This window comes from Kribbella deserti (assembly GCF_042434725.1).
Classification (GTDB): Bacteria; Actinomycetota; Actinomycetes; order Propionibacteriales; family Kribbellaceae; genus Kribbella; species Kribbella deserti.
Map to the genome: position 1 here is coordinate 193,574 of NZ_JBHLTC010000014.1, position 22,708 is coordinate 216,281.

Annotated in this window: 23 protein-coding genes; 8 read left to right on the forward strand and 15 right to left on the reverse strand. The window is 68.6% G+C overall.

The annotated features are described in order from the left end of the window. Positions 1–24: 24 nt before the first annotated feature. From ACFFGN_RS12440 to ACFFGN_RS12470, 7 genes are all read right to left on the reverse strand, one after another. A complete protein-coding gene (locus ACFFGN_RS12440; protein WP_380046699.1) occupies positions 25–816 on the reverse strand; it encodes an IclR family transcriptional regulator in 792 nt (263 codons plus the stop codon). Positions 817–917: 101 nt separating this feature from the next. Next, positions 918–1,943, reverse strand: a complete 1,026-nt coding sequence (locus ACFFGN_RS12445; RefSeq protein ID WP_380046701.1) for a M4 family metallopeptidase — start codon at positions 1,941–1,943, stop codon at positions 918–920. A gap of 7 nt (positions 1,944–1,950) precedes the next feature. Then, positions 1,951–3,114: a Cmx/CmrA family chloramphenicol efflux MFS transporter gene (locus ACFFGN_RS12450; protein ID WP_380046703.1), complete on the reverse strand. Its 1,164-nt coding sequence runs from the start codon at positions 3,112–3,114 to the stop codon at positions 1,951–1,953. 193 nt (positions 3,115–3,307) lie between these two features. Further along, the gene (locus ACFFGN_RS12455; protein WP_380046705.1) at positions 3,308–3,913 is read right to left on the reverse strand and encodes a hypothetical protein; all 606 of its coding nucleotides are present in this window, start codon (positions 3,911–3,913) and stop codon (positions 3,308–3,310) included. Beyond that, positions 3,910–5,715: a PHP domain-containing protein gene (locus ACFFGN_RS12460; protein ID WP_380046707.1), complete on the reverse strand. Its 1,806-nt coding sequence runs from the start codon at positions 5,713–5,715 to the stop codon at positions 3,910–3,912. The genes ACFFGN_RS12455 and ACFFGN_RS12460 overlap by 4 nt, the downstream gene beginning before the upstream one ends. Before the next feature lie 140 nt (positions 5,716–5,855). Further along, positions 5,856–6,884 carry a methyltransferase domain-containing protein gene (locus tag ACFFGN_RS12465; protein WP_380046709.1) on the reverse strand — a complete coding sequence of 343 codons (1,029 nt, stop codon included), beginning with the start codon at positions 6,882–6,884 and terminating at the stop codon, positions 5,856–5,858. A gap of 306 nt (positions 6,885–7,190) precedes the next feature. Continuing rightward, positions 7,191–7,421 (reverse strand): hypothetical protein, encoded by a 231-nt coding sequence (locus ACFFGN_RS12470; RefSeq protein WP_380046711.1) that lies wholly within the window; start codon positions 7,419–7,421, stop codon positions 7,191–7,193. A gap of 375 nt (positions 7,422–7,796) precedes the next feature. On the opposite strand from ACFFGN_RS12470, the gene ACFFGN_RS12475 reads away from it, so the two are divergent. Continuing rightward, a complete protein-coding gene (locus ACFFGN_RS12475; RefSeq protein ID WP_380046713.1) occupies positions 7,797–8,327 on the forward strand; it encodes a winged helix DNA-binding protein in 531 nt (176 codons plus the stop codon). A gap of 9 nt (positions 8,328–8,336) precedes the next feature. Here the strand turns inward: ACFFGN_RS12475 and ACFFGN_RS12480 are convergent, their stop codons facing one another. Continuing rightward, positions 8,337–9,146: a DUF3152 domain-containing protein gene (locus tag ACFFGN_RS12480; protein ID WP_380046715.1), complete on the reverse strand. Its 810-nt coding sequence runs from the start codon at positions 9,144–9,146 to the stop codon at positions 8,337–8,339. Positions 9,147–9,291: 145 nt separating this feature from the next. Further along, on the reverse strand, positions 9,292–10,242 hold the full coding sequence (locus tag ACFFGN_RS12485; protein ID WP_380046717.1) for a threonine ammonia-lyase: 951 nt from the start codon (positions 10,240–10,242) through the stop codon (positions 9,292–9,294). A 133-nt stretch (positions 10,243–10,375) separates the two neighbouring features. Between ACFFGN_RS12485 and ACFFGN_RS12490 the strand changes: the two genes are divergently transcribed. Continuing rightward, a complete protein-coding gene (locus tag ACFFGN_RS12490; protein WP_380046719.1) occupies positions 10,376–12,172 on the forward strand; it encodes a protein-arginine deiminase family protein in 1,797 nt (598 codons plus the stop codon). Between the two features lie 104 nt (positions 12,173–12,276). On the opposite strand, the gene ACFFGN_RS12495 is transcribed toward ACFFGN_RS12490, so the two are convergent. Beyond that, complete coding sequence (locus ACFFGN_RS12495; RefSeq protein ID WP_380046721.1) at positions 12,277–12,861, reverse strand: TetR/AcrR family transcriptional regulator; 585 nt, start codon at positions 12,859–12,861, stop codon at positions 12,277–12,279. A 90-nt stretch (positions 12,862–12,951) separates the two neighbouring features. Between ACFFGN_RS12495 and ACFFGN_RS12500 the strand changes: the two genes are divergently transcribed. The 3 genes from ACFFGN_RS12500 to ACFFGN_RS12510 all read left to right on the forward strand — a co-directional run bounded on the left by ACFFGN_RS12500 (position 12,952) and on the right by ACFFGN_RS12510 (position 15,259). Continuing rightward, entirely contained in the window at positions 12,952–13,188 is a 237-nt protein-coding gene (locus ACFFGN_RS12500; RefSeq protein WP_380046723.1) for a hypothetical protein, read from the forward strand. 48 nt (positions 13,189–13,236) lie between these two features. Beyond that, the gene (locus ACFFGN_RS12505; RefSeq protein WP_380046725.1) at positions 13,237–14,094 is read left to right on the forward strand and encodes a Vgb family protein; all 858 of its coding nucleotides are present in this window, start codon (positions 13,237–13,239) and stop codon (positions 14,092–14,094) included. Between the two features lie 151 nt (positions 14,095–14,245). Then, a complete protein-coding gene (locus tag ACFFGN_RS12510) occupies positions 14,246–15,259 on the forward strand; it encodes a phosphatidylinositol-specific phospholipase C domain-containing protein (RefSeq protein ID WP_380046727.1) in 1,014 nt (337 codons plus the stop codon). 51 nt (positions 15,260–15,310) lie between these two features. On the opposite strand, the gene ACFFGN_RS12515 is transcribed toward ACFFGN_RS12510, so the two are convergent. Further along, on the reverse strand, positions 15,311–16,279 hold the full coding sequence (locus ACFFGN_RS12515; protein ID WP_380046729.1) for a helix-turn-helix transcriptional regulator: 969 nt from the start codon (positions 16,277–16,279) through the stop codon (positions 15,311–15,313). Between the two features lie 87 nt (positions 16,280–16,366). Here ACFFGN_RS12515 and ACFFGN_RS12520 point away from each other — a divergent pair, with 87 nt between their 5' ends. Both ACFFGN_RS12520 and ACFFGN_RS12525 read left to right on the forward strand, forming a co-directional pair. Beyond that, on the forward strand, positions 16,367–17,341 hold the full coding sequence (locus tag ACFFGN_RS12520; protein ID WP_380046731.1) for an ATP-binding cassette domain-containing protein: 975 nt from the start codon (positions 16,367–16,369) through the stop codon (positions 17,339–17,341). Continuing rightward, complete coding sequence (locus ACFFGN_RS12525) at positions 17,338–18,180, forward strand: ABC transporter permease (RefSeq protein WP_380046733.1); 843 nt, start codon at positions 17,338–17,340, stop codon at positions 18,178–18,180. The genes ACFFGN_RS12520 and ACFFGN_RS12525 overlap by 4 nt, the downstream gene beginning before the upstream one ends. Positions 18,181–18,252: 72 nt before the next feature. On the opposite strand, the gene ACFFGN_RS12530 is transcribed toward ACFFGN_RS12525, so the two are convergent. Together ACFFGN_RS12530 and ACFFGN_RS12535 are read right to left on the reverse strand one after the other, a co-directional pair. Further along, positions 18,253–18,726: a rhodanese-like domain-containing protein gene (locus ACFFGN_RS12530; RefSeq protein WP_380046735.1), complete on the reverse strand. Its 474-nt coding sequence runs from the start codon at positions 18,724–18,726 to the stop codon at positions 18,253–18,255. A gap of 239 nt (positions 18,727–18,965) precedes the next feature. Further along, entirely contained in the window at positions 18,966–19,805 is an 840-nt protein-coding gene (locus tag ACFFGN_RS12535) for an alpha/beta fold hydrolase (protein ID WP_380046737.1), read from the reverse strand. 465 nt (positions 19,806–20,270) lie between these two features. On the opposite strand from ACFFGN_RS12535, the gene ACFFGN_RS12540 reads away from it, so the two are divergent. Further along, positions 20,271–21,158 carry a carbon-nitrogen hydrolase family protein gene (locus ACFFGN_RS12540; protein ID WP_380046739.1) on the forward strand — a complete coding sequence of 296 codons (888 nt, stop codon included), beginning with the start codon at positions 20,271–20,273 and terminating at the stop codon, positions 21,156–21,158. A gap of 173 nt (positions 21,159–21,331) precedes the next feature. Here the strand turns inward: ACFFGN_RS12540 and ACFFGN_RS12545 are convergent, their stop codons facing one another. Together ACFFGN_RS12545 and ACFFGN_RS12550 are read right to left on the reverse strand one after the other, a co-directional pair. Next, entirely contained in the window at positions 21,332–21,811 is a 480-nt protein-coding gene (locus ACFFGN_RS12545) for an anthrone oxygenase family protein (protein WP_380046741.1), read from the reverse strand. Continuing rightward, the gene (locus ACFFGN_RS12550; protein ID WP_380046743.1) at positions 21,808–22,653 is read right to left on the reverse strand and encodes an NmrA family NAD(P)-binding protein; all 846 of its coding nucleotides are present in this window, start codon (positions 22,651–22,653) and stop codon (positions 21,808–21,810) included. Before ACFFGN_RS12550 ends, ACFFGN_RS12545 begins: the two co-directional genes overlap by 4 nt. Positions 22,654–22,708 lie beyond the last annotated feature (55 nt).

Below are 22,708 nucleotides of genomic sequence, written 5' to 3' on the forward strand. Positions count from 1 at the left end.
GCCGCGAGGGTCACCCGCAAGGGGTCAGTCCGGCGGAGCGCCGAGCCGGCGGGAGATCGTCTTGGCGAGTTCGATCAGACCCTGCTGCGCCTCGCGCCGGCGGCGGGCCGTCAGGTCCTTCGCGAATCCGGTCACGCCAACGGCCCCGCCGACATGGCCCGACGAGTCGAAGAACGGCGCGGCCACGCACGCGATGTCGGCCTGCTCCTCCTCGTCCTCGAGGGCGTAACCACGCTCGCGAACCTCGGCCAGTTCCGCCACGAAGTCGGCCTTGGTGACGAGATGCGCGCGCGGCCCCTCCCCCTTGGCCATCTGGCCGAGCAGGGGCTTCAGTTCCTCTTCCGGCAGGTACGCCGAGATGGCCTTGCCGAGCGCCGTGAGGTTGAACGGCGCGACCTTGCCCGGATAGGTGTCGAACTGGATGAAGCCGGGCATCGCGGCCTTGGCCACGTAAACCACGGAGGCACCGGTGAGTACGCCGATGTGCACGGGCATACCGAGCAGGTCCGCGAGTTCGCGCATCTCGCGCTGCGCCACCGAGGACAGGTCGACCTTGCGAACGAGCTGGGTGGCCAGGCCGTACAACCGGAGAGTGGGACGCCAGAAGTGGCTGCGCCCAACGATCCGCCGGGCGGCGTAGTCGCGTTGCTCGAGCGTGTAGACGATGGAGGCGCAGGTCGCGAGTGGGATGTTCGTCTTCTGCGCAAGGGCCGTCAGCGTCAGGTCCTCGTCGGCGGCGACCAGCGTCTCCAGCACGGTCAGCGTGCGTGCGACCGCCGGCGAAGGCGCCCGCTCCACGTCACCTCGCTCAGCCATGCACATCCCCGCATCCGTCTAGCGGCCCGCCGGAGCCGGCGAGCCCTCTCACCCTATCTCCCCCATCCCGCCGGAGTCTTCGAACTACCGAAACGTGCCGCTCAGGTCACGCCAACCTGCCGCCAGGCGTTCCGGACCGCCTTCGCCGGCGTGGATTCCGGCCCGTGCAGTTCGGCCGCGGAGTCGATCGTGACCTGCGCGAACTCGGTGAAGGTGGCATTCGGCGAGACGCTTCCCGAGGTCAGCGCGTGGTACCAGATCTTGCCCGCGTCCCCGAAGGCGTTGCCGTCGAGCTCGGTCGCGACCAGATAGAACGCCCGGTTCGGAATGCCCGAGTTGATGTGCACGCCACCGTGGTCGTCTTCCGTCTCGACATAGTCGTCCATATGCCCGGGCTGCGGGTCCTTTCCCAGCCGCGGATCGTCGTACGCCGTACCGGGCGCTTTCATCGAACGCAGGCCGATACCGGCGACGCCGGGCGCGAACAGCTCGGCCCCGATGATCCAGTCCGCCTCGGCCGCGGTCTGACCGAGGTGGTGCTGCTTGGTCAGCGAGCCGAACACGTCGGACATGCTCTCGTTCAGCGCGCCGGACTGGCCTTGGTAGACAAGGTCCGCGGTGTGCTGGGTGACGCCGTGGGCCAGCTCGTGCGCGGTGACGTCGATCGACCGGGTGAACCCCTGGAAGATCACGCCGTCACCATCACCGAAGACCATCTGCGCGCCGTCCCAGAAGGCGTTCGCGTAGGAACGGTCGTAGTGCACGATCGAGCGTAACGGCAGGCCCGCGCCGTCGATCGAGTCCCGCCCGAAGCACTCGCTGAACAGCTTCCAGGTCGCGCCGGCGCCGTCGTACGCCTCATTCACCGCGGTATCGGCCAGCGCTGGTTCGCCTTCGGAGCGGACCAGTCGGCCCGGCAGTGTGCGGCCGCCCTCCGCGTCGTGGACCTGGCGGTTCAACCCGGCCGTCGGCCCTTGGCCCAGCTCCGGCTGAGGCAGGGCGGGACGAGTGCGGAAGAACTCGTCCTGCTGCAGGGACTGGGCGAACACGGCGCGCAATCCCGGATCGTCGACCGTCTGCTCGAGATGCCTCAGCAAGTACGGCGGAATGATGAAATGTGCCGTCATATTCCGATCATCCTCCCGCGCGCGCCGGATCACGCTCAGTAACGGCGAGTCCGCCTGCCGAGGCGAGAGCCAGTGCCAGTACGACGAGCAGGCTGCTCACCCAGACCGGGCCGAGCTCGGCGAATCGGGTGGTCAGCGTGAGGCCCGCGATGAACGGACCAGCCGCGGCGCCAACGTTGAGCGCCGCGGTCGCGTAGGAGCCCGCCATCGTCGGCGCTTCGGCGGCTTCATACAGGACGCGCGCGATCAGCGTGCTGCCGACCGCGAAGGAGAGCGCGCCCTGCACAAACGCCAACCCGAGAAGCACGATCGGGTGGTCAGCCAGCAGAGCCAGCGAAACCCAGCCCAGCAACAAGAGTGGGCCTCCAACGGCAACGACGAGACCGGAGCGGTGGTCCGACAACTGCCCGGCGGCGGTTACACCGGCGAAGGAGCCAAGGCCGAACAACACCAACGCAACCGAGATCCAGCCGGTTCCCAGCCCAGCCACGGCCGTGACGATCGGGGCGAGGTAAGTGAAGGTCCCGAAGGTTGCCGCGTTCACCAATGCGCCGAGCAGCATGACGCGGATCAGCCGCGGGCGCCGCAACTGGGCCAGCTCACCGCGCAGAACCGGCCGATCCATTCGCTGGACAGGGATTGCGCGAAGCAGGCCGAGCACCGCGGGCACGCAGAGAATGGCGACCGCCCAGAAGGTGGCGCGCCATCCGAGGTACGACCCGAGCAGCGCGCCACCGGGTACGCCCGCGATCGTGGCGATCGTCGTACCGGATAGGAGTACGGCGAGCGCGCGGCCTTTCCGGTCCGGCGGCACCAGCCCGGCAGCGGTTGTGAGAGCGACTGCGAGGAATCCGGCGTTGGCTAGCGCCGCCACCACCCGAGTCACGAGCAGCACGACGAAACCGTCCGCGATGGCGCCGACGACATGCGCCGCCAGGAACAGCGCGAGGAAGCCGAGCAGGCTGGAGCGGCCAGGCCAGTTGCGGGCGAGCGCCGCCATCAGGGGCGCGCCGACCACCATGCCGATCGCAAAGGCGGAGGTGAGCAGACCGGCGGTTCCGAGCGATACGTCAAGATCCGCGGCGAGATCCGGCAGCAGGCCGGCGAGCATGAATTCCGAGGTGCCCATGGCAAAGATCGCGAGGGCAAGCAGATAGAGCTGAACAGGCATCGAGACTCCGGGGTGAGGAGAGCGAGAGGGATCGTCTCGTCACCGCGGCCAGCACCGGCCATCCGCCGTACGGCGGGAACAGACTTCAGTGGTCAGGGGCTGACGGGGTGACCGAAAGCCCCACCGTGGACGCCTCTGGGCTCGACATGACCGCCACGATAGCCAACTCGTGCTGCTCGGGCACGTCGATTTTCTAGTGGTTGCTGCAGCACTTCTGCTGGTGTTCCAGCTCGAACGGAACGAGTACGCCGCCTGCCGCGGGCTGGACCAGCAGCACCGAACGGCCGGATCGCCACACCGGGCGAACGAAGTCCCTCGTGTCGATCACCGAGTCGTCGTGCACGGGGGTACCGCCGATGCCCTCCACCAGGTCGATCCCGGCCCGCTCGCGCAACTCCCGTGCGGTGAGCCGACCGACGGCCGCGCTCTGTCCAGGGAAACGGAACAACCGGCCCGCCGTACGTCCTGCCCCCTCGGCCGAGGCGAGACGCGCGCCACGGACGAGGTGAGACGGACCCAGCTCGATCGAGGGCTCGGAGATGACCAGGCCGAGGTCTTCCTCGTCGGCCCGATGGCGCAATCGCCGTACCATCGCGGTTGTTGCGCTGGGCAACGTAATCGAGACCGCCACGTGCGCGCCGAGGCCGGCTTGATCCTCGTCGGACAGGGGATCCGGCCGACCGGCCGGAATCCAATGCGTACAAGCGATTTCGGCCCCGGTCAGCAGGCCGAGCAACTCGTGACAGAGGTGCTCGGCCTCAACCGTTCCGGCGGTGCCGGAGTCGACGGCGATGATCACCGGCGGGGCAGAACCCAGATGGGGTTGGTGTAGAACCACAGATCGACCCACGGATCGGCATCACCGACGACGTCGAGCTGCGGGCCCGCCGGGTCGATCGCCGCGCCGAGGTAACCGGGCTGGCTGCGGTTGCCGTCGGTACCACGCACGCGCAGGTAGAACGGCTCGTCGGCACGTCCCAGCGGATACACGATCTCGAACGTCTCGGTCCTGCCCGAGGTGTCCCATTGCCGAACGACCTTCGTGTCCGGCGCCTTGAACGTATCCCGGTCGGTCACCCCGGCCAGGTCCACCGCACCGCGGATCAGGTCGACCCGGTTCAGCTTCGGAATGAACTGCGACCAGTTCGGCACGTTCTGCGGGGTGATCCGTACGACCAGCTCGATCGGCCGCCCGCACTTCGGCGTCAACGCACCACCGAGGGGTTCGCCGTACCGCTTGCCGACCTCGCGAACCTCCAGCTCGACCCCACGAACCAGCGCGCCGTGGTCTACCCACATCCGGCCGGCCCGTAGGCCCTGCATCAGCGAGAGGTAGTCGCGCTTCTCGGCGCCGACGTGCGTGCGGCTGTAGAAGCCGGGCCAGTAGTCGCCCGCGGTGAGGTTGACCTGGTTGCCGTAGACGGGATCGCCGTACCGGCCGTCGCGCTCGAACTGCGCCTGGTTGGAGCCGTCCGGGCGGCGCGAGGTGTCGGACCAGTTGACGTGCGAGTCGGAGTTCGCGCTGATCCACCAGGGCTTGCCCTCGGCGAGCAGGCTGTCCCACAGACCGCCGACCGTCGCGGTCATCCAGTCGAACCCACCCCAGGTACGGTAGCTCTCCGGCGGGTAGCCCGGGAACGAGTTCGAGCCCGGCGCGTTGCCGTAGAAGCCGCGCGCGGAACCCGGCCCGACCCCCTTGGGCAGACCGGCGGCCTGGTGACCGGGCGCACCCTCGAAACCGACGGCGATGCGTGGATCGGCGTCGCGCCAGCCGCGGATCTCGTGCGGGCTGTCGATGCCGTTGCGCGCCGGGTGGTTCGCCAGGAACAGCGCGTCCTTGACCCGCTGCCGATCCACCTGCTGGCCGAGCCACTGGATGCCCTGCACGGCAAGGGCCTCGTTGGCCGGGGTGCTGGCGCCGGCGTTCTTCACACCGCCGTCGTAGTTGTTCTCGAACTGCTTGAGGATCTCCACCTCGCGCGAGCCCGGCGCGACAAAGATCGTGCCGTGTTCCGCGGCCGGGATGTTCCACTCCAGACCCTGGAAGATCAGCGTGTTCTTCAGCTCGGCGCGGGCGGCGCGGATCTGCGGGTTGACCAGGTCCACGCCGATCCGGGCGTGGGTGGCGCCGCCGTGGTCGGTGATGACCAGCCAGTCCAGTCCGTACGCCGCCGCGTGCCGGGCCTGGTCGATCACCCGGTACATGCCGTCGGAGCTGAACATGGTGTGAATGTGGTGGTCGCCCGCGAGCCAGACGTTCGGGCGGCCGGGACGGCGGAAGGCCTCACCCGGGCCGTACGACGGAAGTTGCGCGGCGGCGGCCTGCGCACCGGTGATGGCGAGCGCGGCCGTACCGCCCAGGATGCCCGCCGATCGCAGCAGGCCGCGGCGGGACACCTCGGTCGGGGACAGGTCGCTGTCCGGCACGCTGGGATCGAGCGCCGCCACCGTCGTCGCGTCCAGCTCCGTGTTCGGGTGGTGATGATCATGGCCGTGCCCGTGGCCATGACCGTGCCCATGCCCGGCGTGACCATGCCCGGCGTGGTCGTGCGAGTGGCCGTGGCCGGCGTGGTCGTGCGGGTGGTCGTGCGAGTGCCCCATCGGGTTTCCTCTCGGATGGCGGATCCGGCGGGATCATCGCGTTTCGAGGTGTCCGGTAAGTGAGCATCCGGGGGTGTTCCGATGAAGCGTGTTTTGCGGTGCTGCCGGGCAAAATCCCTTGTTCTGCGACGATGTCGCAGCTACCTCGGTCGTCGGCCCCACGCGGCGAGGGTGAACTGCGGGATGTCCACGAACGCCGGATCCGCGAGCGCGGTTCGCCATTGCTCGACGTCGTCCGGCGTGATCAGCCCGAGGTCCAGCAGCTCAGGCAGCACCGGCTCGATCAACGGCCGCCACCGATCGCGCGGCCCGTTGCCGAGGCAGCCGAGCTGGCCCGCGTGGCCGAGGTTGGTCAGCCCTGCGGCCGCCAGCCGGGCCGGCAGGCCACGCGACCAGGTCAGGTCGGTGCCGTGCTTGCCGTACCTCGTCTCGTACGCCGCCAGCAGCCGCTGCAACAGCGGGTACGGCGAAGTTGCCGCGGGCAATTGGTACGGGTCGGTGATCACCAGCCAGCCACCCGGCACGAGCCAACCCGCGAGCCGGGAGATCAGGTCGTCCCGCTCCGGCAGATGGCACAGCACGAACCGCGCATGAATCAGGTCGAACGCCTCCGGCCACTCACCCGAGGCCGGTTGATCTACCAGTCCCGCCTGGTCTGCGGAAGTCGGCTGGGCAGTCGACGCAGGCTGGTCTACTGACGCCGCGTGGTCAGTCGACGTCAGCTGGTCAGTCGACGTCAGCTGGTCCGTCGACGCCGGTTGGTCATTCGACGCCGGTTGGTCAGAAGGGTCCGATGAACCGCGACACGCCTGGTCACTAGCGTCCGATGAACCGCGACACGCCTGGTCACTAGCGTCCGATGAACGGTGGCGCGCCGGGGGACTGGCGTTTGGTGGCGGGTGGCGCGTGGGGGGCCAGGTGAGGGTGGTCAGGTCGGCTTGCAGGAGGCGCAGGGTGGTGGGGCGTGGGGCGGCGAAGGTGGTGAGGTCCTTGTCCACGGCAACCACGTCGGCATGGCGGGTGGCCAGCCAGCCGGCGATGGAGCCGGCGCCGGGGCCGACCTCCAGGCAGCGGGCTTCGGCGGTCAGGCCGAGGCCGGACAAGACCGACTGGCTGAAGGTGTCGACACTGGACTGGATCGACGCCAACCGTTGCTGTTCCGCGGCCATCCCGCGACTCTAACGGCCGCCGGGGGCGCCTCCGGGCAAAGCTTCACGAAACCCGTGGAAGCTCGGCGGATCGTCCGCGGCGGGGTTTGTTCGCGGCGGCATTCAGCGGCTCGGCCTGCGCGCATGCGGGTCGAGCGAGGCTATTTCCGAAACAATTCCTCCGGGCCGCAGCAGGCGCCGGATTGGCCGGAAAGGAATGCCACGAAATTGTTTATGCCGGGAAAGAAGCGGCGGCAAGCGCGGGCCAGAGCGGCCAAGTGTCCCGGTGCTGGGACAAGCAGGTCGCGCTTGCCGCCACCAATGTAGTCAGCGGGGTGCGACGTCCCACATGCGCTCGCCGGGAAGGGGATCGGGGAGACGGTCGACCGTGGGCAGCGGGTCATTGGTGACCCGGAGTCCAGCAAAACGACGGCTCATGGCGTGGGCGTATCGCTCGGCCAGCGCCGGTTCAGCGCTGTAGTCGGCGATGACATGCTCACCGAACCAGACTCGTACGCGACGGCGTTCGGTCGTCTGGATGGCGGTGGCGGTTGTCACTGGTCCTCCTGGGGCAGTTCGTCGGGTCAGGAATTCGCGGGGCGAGCGCGGTGACCGAGGAATACTTCACAGGGACCGAAGTATTTCCCGACCACGCAGATCCAACGGGCGAATCTCCGCCTAGGTCACGCCCTGCTGGCGACTCTTCGTCAAGAAATCAAGATTTCCTGATCGACGCCGTTTCGGCCGCTTTCGAACACCTGTTCCCTTCTTTATCGGCGGTTGAGATTTCACGCGGAAGTTCGGGCCGATTCCGATATCACGGTGTGACCCGGACCACCAAAACAACGGCCGCCGACATCTGCCGAGGCGTCCGACAGGCGAGACGGGCGGGTTCCGGAATTGGACGGTTGGGCCCATCCGTACGCTGGACGCGTGACCGTTGAAGAGACCGGCCTGGCGCTTCCGGCCCAATTGGTGCCGGCACCGGCAGGCATCGCCTCCGTCCAGACCGAACACCTGATGGGTGATGTCAGCTCCGCTCTGCGGCTACTCGACGCCGTCGAACGGGTCCGGGGCCACGCACATCCGCTGATTCTCGACCTGCAGGACGCCGTCGGCATGAAGATGCCGGCCGCTCTCCTGCTCAGCGCCGTCGCCGCCGGCCGGAACACGGCCGAGGCCGTCGCCCAGCAGCTCGGCACCTCCGCCGCGGAGGCTGAACTGGCCCTCAGCGATCTGGCCGCGATGGGCCTGGTCCGGTTGCAGCCCGACCTCACCGTCACCGTCACCGACGCAGGGCTGGCCCGCCTCGCCCAGCTGGATGGCCTGACCGTGCGGGTGCTCGACGTGGTGACCGGCATTCTCGGTCCCGAGGACGCCGCCACGCTGGCCCGGTTGCTGCACACCGTGGCGGACGGTCTGGAGACGGCCGTGGTCACCTCGGGAACGGATCGGCAGCTCTGAGGACCTGCGTCAGGCCCCTGGGATGGAGTCGTTGTACTGCCCCGGGCGGCCGCGATAACGCTCGCCGTTCAGGTACGGCCACGGGTTCGGCGTACAACCGTGCAACCCGAGGGTCTGCTGCTCCATCACCGGCGCGGGCGCACCGGCCGCGGGGCACAGCTCATGTCCGTTGCCGAAGCGATGCCCGGACTCGTGGTTGATCATGTACTGCCGGTAGGTCTCCAGCGAGGCGCCGTAGTTCGGTACGCCGTGCACCCAGCGGGCCACGTTGAGCACGACGCGGTCCTTGATCCGGCAGCTCGTGTACCGGTCGTATCCTCCGCCGCAGATGTTGTCCCGGGTCGCCGGGGTGACCAGCATCAGGACGTAGTCGAAGGACTCGTTCGGGCCGACCTGGCGTAGGCGGCGCTTGCCTCCGCCGGTCCAGCCGCGCGGATCGGCGTACGTGGCACGGATGAAGCGGGCCAGCGCGGCCCGGTCGACACCCTGGATGCCACGTTCGACCACCACGCGGTACCGAAGCAACGGCCCGTCGGTGCCGATCGTTCTCGAATCTCCCGGCAGTACGTCGTACGAGGCGCTGCCGCGGTCGGGATAGGTGATGCGCGGCTGGGCCGGCCGTCGAACGGTAGAGCCGCTTTTCGACCGGGTCTCGGCGGGCTTCGGTGTTCCCGCCTCGACGCCCGGTGGTGTTGAGGGGGCGGAGGCGATAGCTATCCGGGAATCGTCTCGCTGGGACAGCGCGCCTGGTAGTTGGTACACGGCCGCGGCAACAACCGCCGCGGCAACCCCGAGACCGATGATCCTCGCCTTACGCATGCCCGCTCCTCACTGGCAGCAGGCCCTGCCGGCCGCCGCGCCCTCACACCTCCTTCTTGCCTGATCACCCCGAAACCCTTCTCGGGCGTCGGATCCTGAGCGCCGGCTCCCGCCTGTGGTCGCGTCTGCACGCGAGCACTCGCGGTCAGGAAGTGAGCACGGTGGTGACGTCGAGGTTGCCGCCGCTGATGACGCAGGCGGTGAGGGCCCCCGGGCGCAGGGTGATCGCACCCTCCAGCAGCGCGGCGAACGGTGCGGCCGCGGCTGGTTCGAGGGCGAGCTTGGTTCGCGACATCACCAGCCGGGTGGCCTCGACCAGGCTTTCCTCGCTGACCCGGACCACCTCGTCGACGTACTGCTGAATGTGCGCGAGTGTGTGCACCCCGCACATCGGCGCGGCCAGTCCGTCCGCGACGCTACGGGCCGTCGGCAACTTCTCCGGGATTCCGCTGGCCAGGCTGCGCGAAACGACGTCGGCACCAATGGGCTCGATCCCGATAACCCTTGCCGACGGCAACAACCTCTTGATCACCAGGGATACGCCCGAGATCAGGCCACCGCCACCTATCGGGACCAGCACCGTGTCGAGGTCTGGCCGGTCGGCGACCAGTTCGAGCCCGACCGTGCCCGCGCCGGCGATCACCTCCGGATCGTCGAACGGGTGTACGGCGGTGAGGTCGCGCTCGTCGCGAAGGCCTTCGTAGGCCGCGAGCAGATCACCTTCGGCCAGCACCACCTCCGCGCCGTACGCCCGGGCGGCCTCAACCTTCGCCGGTACCGCACCCGCGGGCATCACCACCGTCGCGGGAATCCCGGCGGCACGGGCGGCCCAGGCCAGCGAGCCGGCGGCGTTACCCGCCGAGAGGGTGATCACGCCGCGGGCGCGCTCGTCCGCGGTGAGGGTGAGGACCTTGTTGAGGATGCCCCGGACCTTGTAACTGCCGGTCTTCTGGAACAGCTCGGCCTTCAGCGTGAACCGCCCGCCGAACCGCTCGTTCAGCGTCTCCGCTTCGACCATGGGCGTCCGGTGCAGCCGGCCCGCGACTCGTTCGGCGGCGGCGTACACGGACTCGAGCGCGATCACATCACCAGTCACCCCTCGCAGCGTAGTTCGGCCGGCTTCAGGTGGAGCCGGTCCACCTCCGGGCTGATCTTCGATCTCCACCTGGCGGCGCCGCGAGCAACATCGGTGAATGGAGGCAATACAGTCGTACTAAAAAGGGGTCGCGATGAGACGCTGGACAGCACCGATCGCGTTGGGCTTGAGCCTGACGCTGGCAGTACCGGCCCAAGCCGGGGTGATCGCACCGGGTGGGCAGGACAGCACCACGAGCGCCGATCTACGGGTCGATGTGGATCGGGACGGCCGGCTCACCGCGCGGGATGAACCCGGTGAGAACGGCTGGAGCCAAGGCCGGGGCGCGATCTTCCTGCCCAATCTCGACGACGACGAGCGGCGCTGCAAGCTCCAGCCGGGCGATCTGACCGCGCCGGGAACCGCCGTCGATGAGCGGCTGGTGGCCTGCCATGACGCGGCCGACGAACGAGTCAACGGTCCGCGCGATGTGGCGGATCTGGCGCCGGTCGAAATCCGGCCGCTGCGCGGGATCGGCCCAGCCGCCACCGGACGGCTGACGATCACTCCGGCGGACAAGGCCCGGGTCCACCCGGGCGGCGAGCTCACTGCCGGCCAGTTGCGCGGCGGCCTACGGCTCGGCCTGGAAGGGCGCGACATCATTCGTGACCCGGCCAAGTGGGACGGCCGGATCACGGTCCGCCTGACCGTGACCGACCCGGCTCTGCCCGGCGGGAGCAGCGTGGACGAGGTCGTGCTCAAGGTTGCACCGCTCATGCTGCAGAACGACCTGCAGGATGCGACAAAGGTCTTCGCGGGCAAACCTTCCGACGGTCCGGGATGGCCCGGCACACCGCCGTACGGCGAGGACGTGCCGGGTGAATGGGAGCCGTTCGCGAAGAGCCTGAACCGGGCGGTGCCGACCACCTTCGTCCCGGGGCACCCGATGTGGTGGAAGGACATGTGGTGGCAGGACTCGTTCGAGCCGGCCACCGCGAGCATGCCGGCGCCAGGTGGCATCCAGACCATGCGGATCATGATCCGGTCGGCAAACCTGTGGGACTTCCCGGTCAACGGCCAGCTAGTGCCCACGCTGCGACCACTCGGACGCCTATTGTTCCGGGACCTCCGTGGACCGGATGTCGGCGTGGTGCAGGAGTACACCCCGCAGAGCCGGCCCGGTATGGACGATCTGCTGAACATGGGCGGCAACATCGAGTCGCTACCGCCGTACGACGGCTATCCGCACGGCCGGCTCGTCTACGGCGCGGGCGCGCGTAAACCCGACGCGAGGTTCGTCCGGATGCTCACTGGCCAAGGGCTGCAGCCGCCCGTGGTGATCGATACCTCCTGGCTGGTGGTCGGCCACGCGGACGAAACGACCCACGTGGTCCGGGCGAACAACGCGCGCGGCTGGACCCTCGCCGTGGCCGATCCGCGTCTCGCCGTGCGAATGCTGACCAAGGCCCAGCGCGAAGGCGCGGGCGGTCAGCGCCTCTTCACCGAGACCCGGGTGAAGGACAAGCCGGCCATCAACGAAGTCCTGGCGCGGGACCGAGCCGTGAACGAGGAAGCCGCCGCCCGGATCGACGAGCAACTGGCCATCTTGCTGGCCGCCACGGGGCTGCGCCGGGACGAGCTGGTCCCGTTGCCCGTGCTGTTCGAACGGCATCAGGACACCGGCCTGCTGCGGGCCTACACTCCCGGACTGGTGAACGGCCTGTCGATCTCCGCGCGCGAGTTCGCGGCGCCCGTACCGCATGGGCCGAAGGTGAAGGGGATCGACATCTTCCGGCGTGCCACGGAGAAGGCCCTCGGCCGCCAGGGCATTCGCGTGCACTGGGTCGAAGCCTTCTTCTGGGCCCATCTCGGTGGCGGGGAGGTGCACTGCGCGACCAACGCCTGGCGCGACACCCGCAGTACGAACCGCTGGTGGACCGCAGCCCGCTAGGCGAAGCCCCGGGCCGGCCGGGAAAGCTCGGGCCAACTTTCCCGGCCGGGGGTGCGTCTCAATCGGTGGCTGGGCGCAAACAGGGGATGCTCCCAGCCGAAAGCTCAGCCGAGCAGGCGATCCAGCTCGGCGTCGATGATGGCGACGGCCTCCTCGGCGGTCTGGCGGTCAAGCAGGACATACAGTCCGAGCCCTTCCGCCAGCGCCAGGAAGGCCACCGCCTCCGGGCCGGCCGCGTGCTCAGGCCGGCCGAGGTTCCGCAGCAACAACGCGAGCAGCTCGTGCAGTTCGCGATAACCGTCGCGCAGTCGCTCGGCGTACTCGGGCTGTACGGCGGCCTGCGCGGTGAAGGCCAACGCCACCCGCAGGTGGTCCCGCGCCTGCTCGTCCGCGGGAATCAGGTCGACAGCGATCGCACGCAAGACCTCGCGCGGCGCCGGATCCGGTCCGAGCAGTCGCTGGATCCGCGCGCTGCCCCGGCCCTGAACCTCTTCGAAGGCGGCGTGCAACAGCTCGTCCTTGTTGCCGAAGTAGTGCTGGACCCGCCCGACCGAGACCCCGGCCTCCTGGGCGACGTCGCGCAGGTTGACCCCCGCCAGGCCGCGCTGGGCCGCGATCCGCAACAGGGCGTCCGCGATCTGCACGCGTCGTTCGTCGTGTTTTGCCCCGACGCCCCGGCCCTTCGGCATGCACCACCTCTTTTCCGGTGTCAGTGTATTGCTTTGCTGCGAAGTATTCCAATACGCTTGCATTGATTTACTCGTAGCGAAGGAGCGCACATGAACGCGAAGACAACCGGTAGTGAGCTCGGCGTGCTCGGCCTGGTGCTGGCCGTGCAGGGATTCGGATCAGGCATCGCCGAGGCCGGCTGGCAACGGAACTGGGGCTTGCTGGCCGTGGCCGAACGCTGGACCACCGTGCCCGCGTGGGCGGGATTCGCCATCGGCGTGGTCGGCCTGATGGTCGCGCTGAGCGGCGCGGCAATCCTCTCGACCCGCAGGAGCGTCAGCCAGTGACCGCTTGATGAGGTACTTCTTGGCCGAAAGCCGAGAAGTGGAGGAACGTTGCGGGTTAACGAGTACGTCGTGGCTGGTCCGGGCGACGGGCCGTACGGAGTGGCGGTTGATGACGGCGGCGCCGTGTGGACGACGCTGGTGCACGCGGGTCAGGTCGCGCGGCTGGACCCTGCGTCGGGTGAGGTCACCCGGTTCGACCTGAAGGCGCCGGAGAGCCGGCCGATGGTGATCGCACCAGGCCCGGAGGGCGGGATCTGGTTCAGCCGGTCCGACAACCAGATCGGGCGGATCGGGCCCGAGGGCGAGGTGACCTCGTTCGAGGTGAGTTCCGCGGCCTACGGGTTGTGCGCCGGTCCGGACGGCGCGATCTGGTTCACCTTGCTGATGGCGGACCGGATCGGGCGGATCGCGGCCGACGGCAAGGTGACGGAGTACGACGTACCGGTGCCGGGTGGTTTCGTCTCGATGATCGCGGCCGGCCCGGAGCACCTGTGGTTCACGCTGAACCAGGGCAACGCGATCGGCCGGACCACGCCGGACGGCGCGATCGAGGTACTACCGCTGCCGACGGAAGGCGCGGCGCCGGTCGGAATCGCGGTCGGGGCCGACGGCGTGTGGTTCGCCGAGATCGGCGCGGGGCGGATCGGGCGGGTCCACCCGGACGGATCGATAGAGGAGTACGCCCTGCCGGATCCGGCCTGCCGCCCGCACGCGGTGGTCGCCGTACCGGGTGGTGGGTGCTGGGCGACGTTGTGGGCCAGCGGTACCGCCGTACGGCTGGACACCAACGGTGTGGTGGTGGACGAGGCCGTGTTCGGCCCGGGCACCGAACCGCACGGGCTCACGTTGGCCGGGTCCTCACTCTGGGTGGCCCTCGAAACTGGAGTTCTCGCCCGCGTCGGCTGACGGTTCACCTCTTGTTCGCCGGGCGGTCGCGAGACACGCCAGGTCGCGGTCATGCGCGCACGGGTTAGTTCACGATGTGATCCAGACCGGGTGCGCGCCGGCCCGGTCCAGCTCTCCTGTCCGCGATCCCGCCCGACCGTGAGGAGTCGCTGTGAAGCGATGGACCGTTGGTTTCGCGAGCCTGCTGTTGGCCGCGACCGTTCTCCCCGCCACCCCCGCCCAGGCGGTGGACGGCTCGATTGCCGGTATCACCGGTGTCGGGGTGCACAACGCCTATGAACAAGGCACGTTTCCCTGGCTGATCGACGCCCTCGAGTCGGGGGCATCGATGCTGGAGATCGACGTCTGGCAGAACTTCCTCGGCTCCCGGGCCTACCAGGTCAGCCACGATCCGGGGAATCGCAACAACTGCTCGTCCGCGACCGCGTTCGCCGCCCTGCGCAGCGGATCGCGGAACCAGAACCTCCAGGCCTGCTTGCGCAATCTCAGGCTTTGGCACGATCAGAATCCGGATCACCGTCCGCTGATCATCAAGCTGGAGGCCAAGAACGGTTTCGACGGCCGCGCCGGTTACGGGCCCGCGCAGCTGGATGCGCTGGTCAGCTCGGTCCTCGGCGCCGGCAACATCCTCAAACCCGCCGACGTGAAGGGATCCGCGGCCACCCTTGACGCAGCGGTTCGCGCCGGCGGCTGGCCGGCCCGTTCCAGCCTGAACGGGAAGTTCCTGTTCCTGCTCGAAACGGGCGCGTTCGAAGCGCAGAACCCGTTCGACAGCTACGACACCGACCTCGAGTACGCCGACCACCTGACGTCGTTGAACAGCGCGGGCCGGCTTGGCTCGGCGACGATGTTCACCACCATCAATGGGGCTTCGGCCACGGATCCACGTAAAGGCGATCGAGGTGGCTCGCGAGCGCAGTGGTACGTCACGTTCGACGGCAACGCCGGTTCGTGGCTCGGCGGCGATACCAGCTTCTACACCAGCAACAACTACCTGCTGGTGATGGTCGACGCGCACTCCGTCTCCCCCGCGATCGACGGGCGCAACCCGACCGAGCAGCAGGCCAAGGACCGGGTCAACCTGCTCGCCGGGCGCGGAGCCACCATCGCGTCGAGCGACTGGACCGCCCCGGCGATCGTGTCGTACACAACGCCCCGCAGCTGAGCCGCACTCGCCGGTCACGACCCTGAAGCTGCTGGGGCTGATTTGGGTGAGTCACTCGCCGGTCGCGGCTTGATAGCGGCCGGCGAGTTGGCTGGCGGCCGCCTTCAGCTCGGGCGGCCCGACGATGTCCATGTCCGCCTCGAACATGCCGAACATCGCCGCCAGGCCGGTCCACGACCAGCCGCCGAGGATCAGCCGGCACCGGTCCGGCCCGAGTTCCTCGACCAGCGCGTCCCGGCCGGCCCAGCGCGCGATATCGGCTGCCTTCGCCGTCAGGATCACCTCGCCCCGGCACGGCCACACAGACCGCTGGAACCGCTCGGCGATGTACGTCGCGACGTCCGGCGCGGGCAGTTCGCGTGGGGTGAACCGCGGTCCGGTCGGCGTTTTCGGTGTCATCCGGTCCACCCGGAACGTTCGCCAGTCGTTCCGGTCCAGGTCGAACGCGACCAGGTACCACCGGCCGCCCCAGGTCACCACGTGATGCGGCTCGACCTTGCGCGGCGGCTTCCACTCGCCGGGGTCGTCCTGATCACGCGTCACGTAGTCGAAGCGCAGCACCTCCCGGGCGCGAACCGCCGTACCAACCGCGATCAGGGATTCGCTGTCCACCTTCGACCGGCTCTCGGCGTACTTGTCGACCGTGGTGACCTGCAACGCGTCAACCCGCTGGCGCAGTCGCGCGGGCATCACCTGGCGAACCGTGGCCAAGGCCCGCAGCGCGCCCTCCTCGATCCCGGTCACGGTCGTGGTCGCGGTCTGCAGGGCGACGGCCACTGCGATGGCCTGATCGTCGTCGAACAGCAGCGGCGGTAGTTCGGACCCCGCGTCGAGGCGGTAGCCGCCGTCAGGGCCTTTGGTCGCGCGGACGGGATAGCCCAGATCACGCAGGCGATCGACGTCGCGACGAACCGTTCGCGGGCTGCACTCGAGCCGTTCGGCCAGCAGCGCGCCCGGCCAGTCCCGCCTGGCCTGCAGGAGGGACAGCAGCGAAAGCAGTCGTGCCGAGGTTTCGGACATGACTTCAGATTGCCAGAGGTAGCGGCCAGAACCTGTCCGCTTCTGCTGGAAATGTAGCTGCTGTCACCCCCGAGCAAGGAGAAACCCGTGATCAGCACCCGATCGCTCACCAAGGATTTTGTGGTGAGCCGCACCCAGACCGTGCATGCCGTCCGCGGTATCAGCCTGCAGGTCGAGCCCGGCGAACTTGTCGCCGTGCTCGGCCCGAACGGCGCCGGCAAGACCACCACGATGCGGATGCTCACCACCTTGATCGCGCCGACCTCGGGCAGCGCGACCGTCGCCGGATACGACGTGGCGTCGGACTCCGCGCAGGTCCGCCGCCGGATCGGGTACGTCGGCCAGGGCAACGGCGCGGGCCATTCCCAGCGAGTGCTCGACGAACTGACCGGGCAGGGCGTCATCTACGGGCTGGACCGCCGTGCCGCGAAGGCCCGGGCCGCCGAACTGGTCGAGGCCCTGGACCTGTCCGAGCTGACCAAGCGCAAGGTGTCAGACCTCTCCGGTGGTCAGCGCCGCCGCCTCGACGTGGCGATGGGTCTCGTGCACGGACCGCGGCTGCTGTTCCTCGACGAGCCGTCCACCGGGCTCGACCCGCAGAACCGGGCGAACCTGTGGGACCACATCCTGCGGATGCGCGAGCAGTACGGCATGACCATCATGCTGACCACGCACTACCTGGACGAGGCCGACTCGATGGCCGAGCGGGTGGTCGTGGTGGATCACGGCGAGGTGATCGCCGACGACACTGCCGAGAACCTGAAGACGAACCTGGCCGGGGATCAACTCGCCCTGACGGTTGCTCCCGGCGACCTCGCGCAGCTGCGGCGGTTCGCGGAGTCCTTGCCCGGGGCCCGCGAGGTTGTAGCCGATGGCAACCAGTTGACGCTGCGGGTGACCGATGGCCCGGCGACGCTGCCGGTCCTGCTCGGCACCGCCAAGGACGCCGGTATCGCCGTCGCGACCGCGCAGGTCCACCGCCCCACCCTCGATGACGTGTTCCTCAACCTCACCGGTCGCAGCCTGCGCGAGACCGGCACCACCGGAAAGGCCGCCGCATGAGCACCCTGATCGACACCTCCGCTCCGACCAGCTCGACCGGTACCGACGTACCGCTGCGCACCGGCGAGGCCCGGCGCAATCCGATCCGCGATATCGGCATCGTGATGCGGCGGGAGTTGCAGCCGGTACTGCACGACCCGTTCTCGGTGTTGTTCGGGCTGATCCAGCCGCTGTTCTTCCTGGCGCTGTTCGGGCCGCTGCTGGCCGGATCACTCGGCATGAACGCACCGGCCGAGGGCTCGATCTGGCAGTGGTTCGTACCGGGTCTGCTGGTGATGACCACGCTGTTCGGTACGTCGACCACTGGGGCGAACCTGTTGTTCGAGTTCCAGACCGGCGCGCACGAGCGGATGCTGGTCACGCCGCTGACCAGGTCGTCGTTGCTGATCGGGCGGGCGCTGAAGGAGATGGTGCCGCTGGCGGCGCAGACCGTTGTGGTGATCGCGGTGATGATGCCGTTCGGGTTCGAGCTGCATCTCACCGGGGCGCTGATCGGAATCGCCCTGCTGGCGGTGTTCGGCGTCGGGCTCGGCTCGTTCAGCTACGCGCTGGCGATCGCCGTACGCAAGCAGGACTGGATGTTCTGGGTGGTGCAGCAGACCTTCTTGTTCCCGCTGATGATCCTGTCGGGCATGCTGCTGCCGCTCGAGTCCGGTCCCGGCTGGATGCAGTTCGCCTCGAAGCTGAACCCGCTGGCCTACCTGGTCGACGCCGAGCGCGTGCTGTTCGCCGGCGACCTCACCTCCAGCACGGTGCTGTACGGCGCGATCGCCGCGATCGTCACCGCCGCCGCGGGTCTGGCCGTCGGCATCCGCACGATGGTCCGCTCGAGCGACTGAAAGCCTCGTCGCCCGGCTTGCGGAACAGCGGTTCCGCGAGCCGGGCGACACCCTTGCACTCGAACTCCGGGGTCAGCAGGCGCAGGCGATGCCCTTCGGTGCGACCAGTTCGTCCACGGGCAGCCGCCGTACTCCCTCGGCGGTCTCGATCGGCAGGCCTTCACGCGCCCAGTACTCGAAGCCGCCGATCATCTCCTTGACCGGATACCCGAGCTTCGCGAAGGCCAGCGCGGCCTTGGTACCACCGTTGCAGGCGGGACCCCAGCAGTACGTCACCACGCTGGAGCCGGCCGGTACGACGGACGCGGCCCGGGTCTCGATCTCGGCGGTCGGCAGGTGGATCGCGCCGGGCACGTGGCCGCGGTCCCAGCTCTCCTGGCTGCGGCTGTCCACCAGCACCCAGCCGGAGACCTCGGCGCCGATGTCGGCCGCCACGTCGGACGGATCGGTCTCGAACGCCAGCTTGCCCGCGAAGTGCGCGATCGCCTCGTCGCGCGGAGCGGGCCGAACCTTCAGTACCTGCGAGACCTGCGTAACCTGCGACACCTGGCGACTCCCTCGGCGGATCGTGTACCTCGACCTGAAGCGAACGCCCCAACCCTGCCAACTGGCATCCCCCACGCCTAGTGGCAGAAACGCCCTTCGCCAACAAAATCCCGCCGCCCCACCCTTCTCCAGGTATTCATCCGTCGGAGTCCGCTCTCCCGGCACAACGGACCTGCACACACAGGCGGCAGGCCAAGGGCCACCTTCAAGGTGGACACCCGGCTTTCGGTTCGCCGTGGTTATGAGGCGGTGGTGAGCTGGAGGATTTCGGTGATCGCTAGGTCCCAGACTTGCTCGGGGAGATCGTGGCCCGCGCCGGGCAGCGGGACCAGGCGGGCGGTGGGGATCGCCTGGGCCAGGGCTTCGCCGTGGCCGAGCGGGAGCAGCGGGTCGTCCGTGCCGTGCAGGACCAGGGCCGGTACCGCGATCTCGGCGAGGCGGTGCCGGATCGACTCGCCACCGTCGATCATCCAGTGGTTCGTCATCGCCGCGGCCATATCCGGCGTACGGGCCATCATCTGCGCGTAGATCGCCCGCCGGCCCGGTTCGTCGTACGGGTAAGTGCCGGCGAAGAGGCGGTCGAGCTCGATCAGTGAGTCCAGCGCGGTCTCGGAGTTCGACCAGTCGGTGGGCTCGGCCTCAGCCGAGAAGGCCGCTTGAAGCTTGTCGGACATCGGCGGCAGTTCGGGATCGCCCGGGCTGGTGGAGATGAAGGTGACCGAGGCTACCCGCTCAGGGTGTTCGACAACCAGGCGCTGGGCGAAACCGCCTCCCATCGAGACCCCCACGATATGGGCCTTCGCGATGCCGAGAGCGTCCAAAATGCCGAGGGCGTCTTCGGACAGATCCGTGCCCGTGTACGACGGCTCGCCGGCCGGGTATTGGGTGGATTGACCGGTATCGCGATGGTCGTACCGGATCACGAACCGCGGGCCCGCCGCGAGGCGTTCGCAGAACGCGTCCTCCCAGAAGTCCATCGACGCCGCGGCACCGTGGATCAGTAATACCGGCGGCGCCGCAGCGGCACCGAACGTCTCGACACACAGCTCGACCGAACCGACCTTGACCAGCTTCTTCACGACGTACTCCCTCGCACTCCGGAACGCTCCGACCTTCCTACATCGGAACCGGCCGGCGAACCTCGACGTCCGCCACGCGACGGTTCACGGCGAGGCACGCGGCGATTCACGGCGAGGCACGCGGCGATTCACGGCGAGGCACGTGACGGTTCACGGCGAGGCACGCGGCGGTTGACGGCGAGGTGAGAACGGCGGCAGGATTGGCGCCGCGAGACCTACGCATCACCTCTGCTGATCGCCCCCGGCGCGATCTCTCGAGAGGCAAAGGGAATTCCGTTCTCAGGTCGCTGTCCGTGGTCCGATCGTCTCGGACGTGGTTGCCGGGGAACTGCCGTCCGTGGCGTGGAAGGCCAGATGACAGCCCACAGGAATCTCAAGCGCCGGGTCCGTGCGCGCGCTGCCAAAACCGGTGAGTCCTACACGACTGCCCTCCGGCACTTCCGTCCGAAATTTCCAGGAGACGAGATGCCGGAATTCCAGCGACTGCGGTTCGCCGTGGCCCAGAGCACTGTGCACGAAGACCCGCGTGACCGTAGCGATCTACGCGAGCGCGGCGACGAGATCCGCCGGCTGATGCGCGAGGCCGCCGTGGCCGGCGCCCGGTTGGTGCATTTCCCCGAAGGCGCGACGTGTTTCCCCAGCAAGTTCGTGATGTCGGTCAACGGCCCGGATGAGGTCGGGCCCGCGGACTGGAGCCGCTTCGAGTGGGACGTGGTCGAGGCGGAACTGAACGCGATCGCGGCGCTCGCGAAGCAACTTCGGCTCTGGACGGTGCTCGGCTCGGTGCACCAGCTCACCGCGCCGCGCCGGCCGCACAACAGCCTGTACGTGATCTCGGATCAGGGCCGGGTGCACACGCGGTACGACGAGCGGACCTTGTCGCATACCAAGGTGACGTGGATGTACACGCCGGGCTCGGAGCCGGTCACCTTCGAGGTGGACGGCCTGCGGTTCGGGTGCGCGCTTGGCATGGACGTGCACTTCCCGGAACTCTTCCGCGAGTACGAACGGCTCGGCGTCGACTGCGTGCTCGTTTCGTTCGCGGGCGGCAATCCCTACGACAAGGTCAGCGGCGCGGAGGCGCAGGGCCACGCCGCCACCAACAGCTACTGGGTCAGCTACGCCGTTCCGGCCCAGCACGGCAAAACCACACCATCCGGCGTCATCTCGCCGCAAGGTGACTGGGTCGCGCGCTGCCCGGACGCGGTCGAGCCGGCCATCGCCGTCACCGAACTCGACCGGGGCAAGATCAGCCAGCTCGCGCGCGAGTGGCGCCGCCGGGCCAGCGCCGAGTTCCCCGAACGAGTACCGGTCGATCACGATGCCCGCAGCAACGATCGCAGCGCCTTCTGAAGTCGGACCGGCTCTGAAGTCTGATCTGCGCTGAGGTCTGACAGACCAGTGCCGTCGCGGCCCGGTTGGGCTGCGACGGCACTTGGAGGTGCTTGCTCGGCGCTGAGACGAAGGACGAGCGGCGCTGCTGGGCGAACTGGCTAGCGGCGGTGTTGAGGTTGAAAGGGCTAGGACTAGCGGCGGAGTCCCAGGGCCAGCAGGACGACTCCGGCCAGGGAGCTGACCGTGCGGACGTGGTTCCAGCCGACCCACCGGCTCAGATAGGTCTGCCAGTACGCCGCACCTTCGGCGCTGGCGGCGTCGACCGCGGCCAGCGCGTTGTTCATCGGCACGTTCACCGCCGCCGTCACCAGAATCGTGCCGGCCAGGAACACGACCGCGCCCGCCACTCGCAACGCCGTACCGCCCAGGTCGTCGAAGGGCGCGGTCACCAGCACGGCCACGCAGGTCAGCGCCGAGCCGGTGAAGACCAGCAGGAAAACCGGGTTCAGGATCTGCACGTTGATCGAGTTCATCGTGGTGATGCCCTGCGGTGCGGGCTGCTCCCGTAGCGCCTTCATCACCGCGGTGTCGAAGGCGAAGAACAGGCCCGCGTTCAGGGCCACGCCGGCGATCGAGATGATCGTGGCCAGCTGGGAGATCTTGCCGATCATGAAGTCCACACTCCTGTCGCCGCGGTCGCGCGGACGTAGTCGCTGAAATCGCGCGGCGCCCGGCCGAGCACCTGCTGCACGCCGTCGGAAACATAGTCGGACAGGCCGCGACGCACCACTGTAAATAGGTCCGCGAGGCCCTTGGCCGCCTCGGCGGGTAGCCCGTACTGCACGAGCTCGGCCTGGTACTGCTCGGACTCGACGTGTTCGAACCGCACCGGCCGTCCACTCGCGGCGGAGATCTCGGCGGCCGCCTGCGCCAGGGTCAGCGTGCGCGGGCCGGACAGCGCATACGCCTGACCCGCGTGCTTGTCGGTCTGGACGAGCGTCTCAACCACCACCTCGGCGATGTCGTCCGCGTCGATGAACGCCTCGGCGCCGTCACCGACCGGGGCGCGCAGTTCGCCTGCGAGTACCCCGTCAAGCAGGAAGTCCTCGCTGAAGTTCTGCATGAACCACGCGGGCCGGACGATCGACCAGGACATTCCGCTGTCCCGCAGTACCGCCTCCAGCGAGGCACCCGCCTGGTAGACGTCGAACTCGCGACCCGGGCTGCCGGTACCGCGGCCGGACAGCAACACCGCGTGCCGTACGCCGCTCGCCGCCGCGGCCTTCACCGCCAGCTCAGCCCGGGCGGCCCCGTCCGGGTCCATCGGCGGCGCGACGTACATCCGGTCGGCGCCTTCGAGCACGGGCGCCCAGGTCGATTCGTCATACCAGTCGAAGCGATGCTCACTCGACCGCGAGGCCACCCGCACCGGCAGGTCCCGCTCAGCGAGCAGACGAGCGACGCGACGACCGGTCTTACCAGTACCACCAAGAACCACCGTTGTGTTTGTCATGGCTCAATTCCACCGTCATTCCGCGCGTCCATCCATGGTTGTACGGCGCACACCC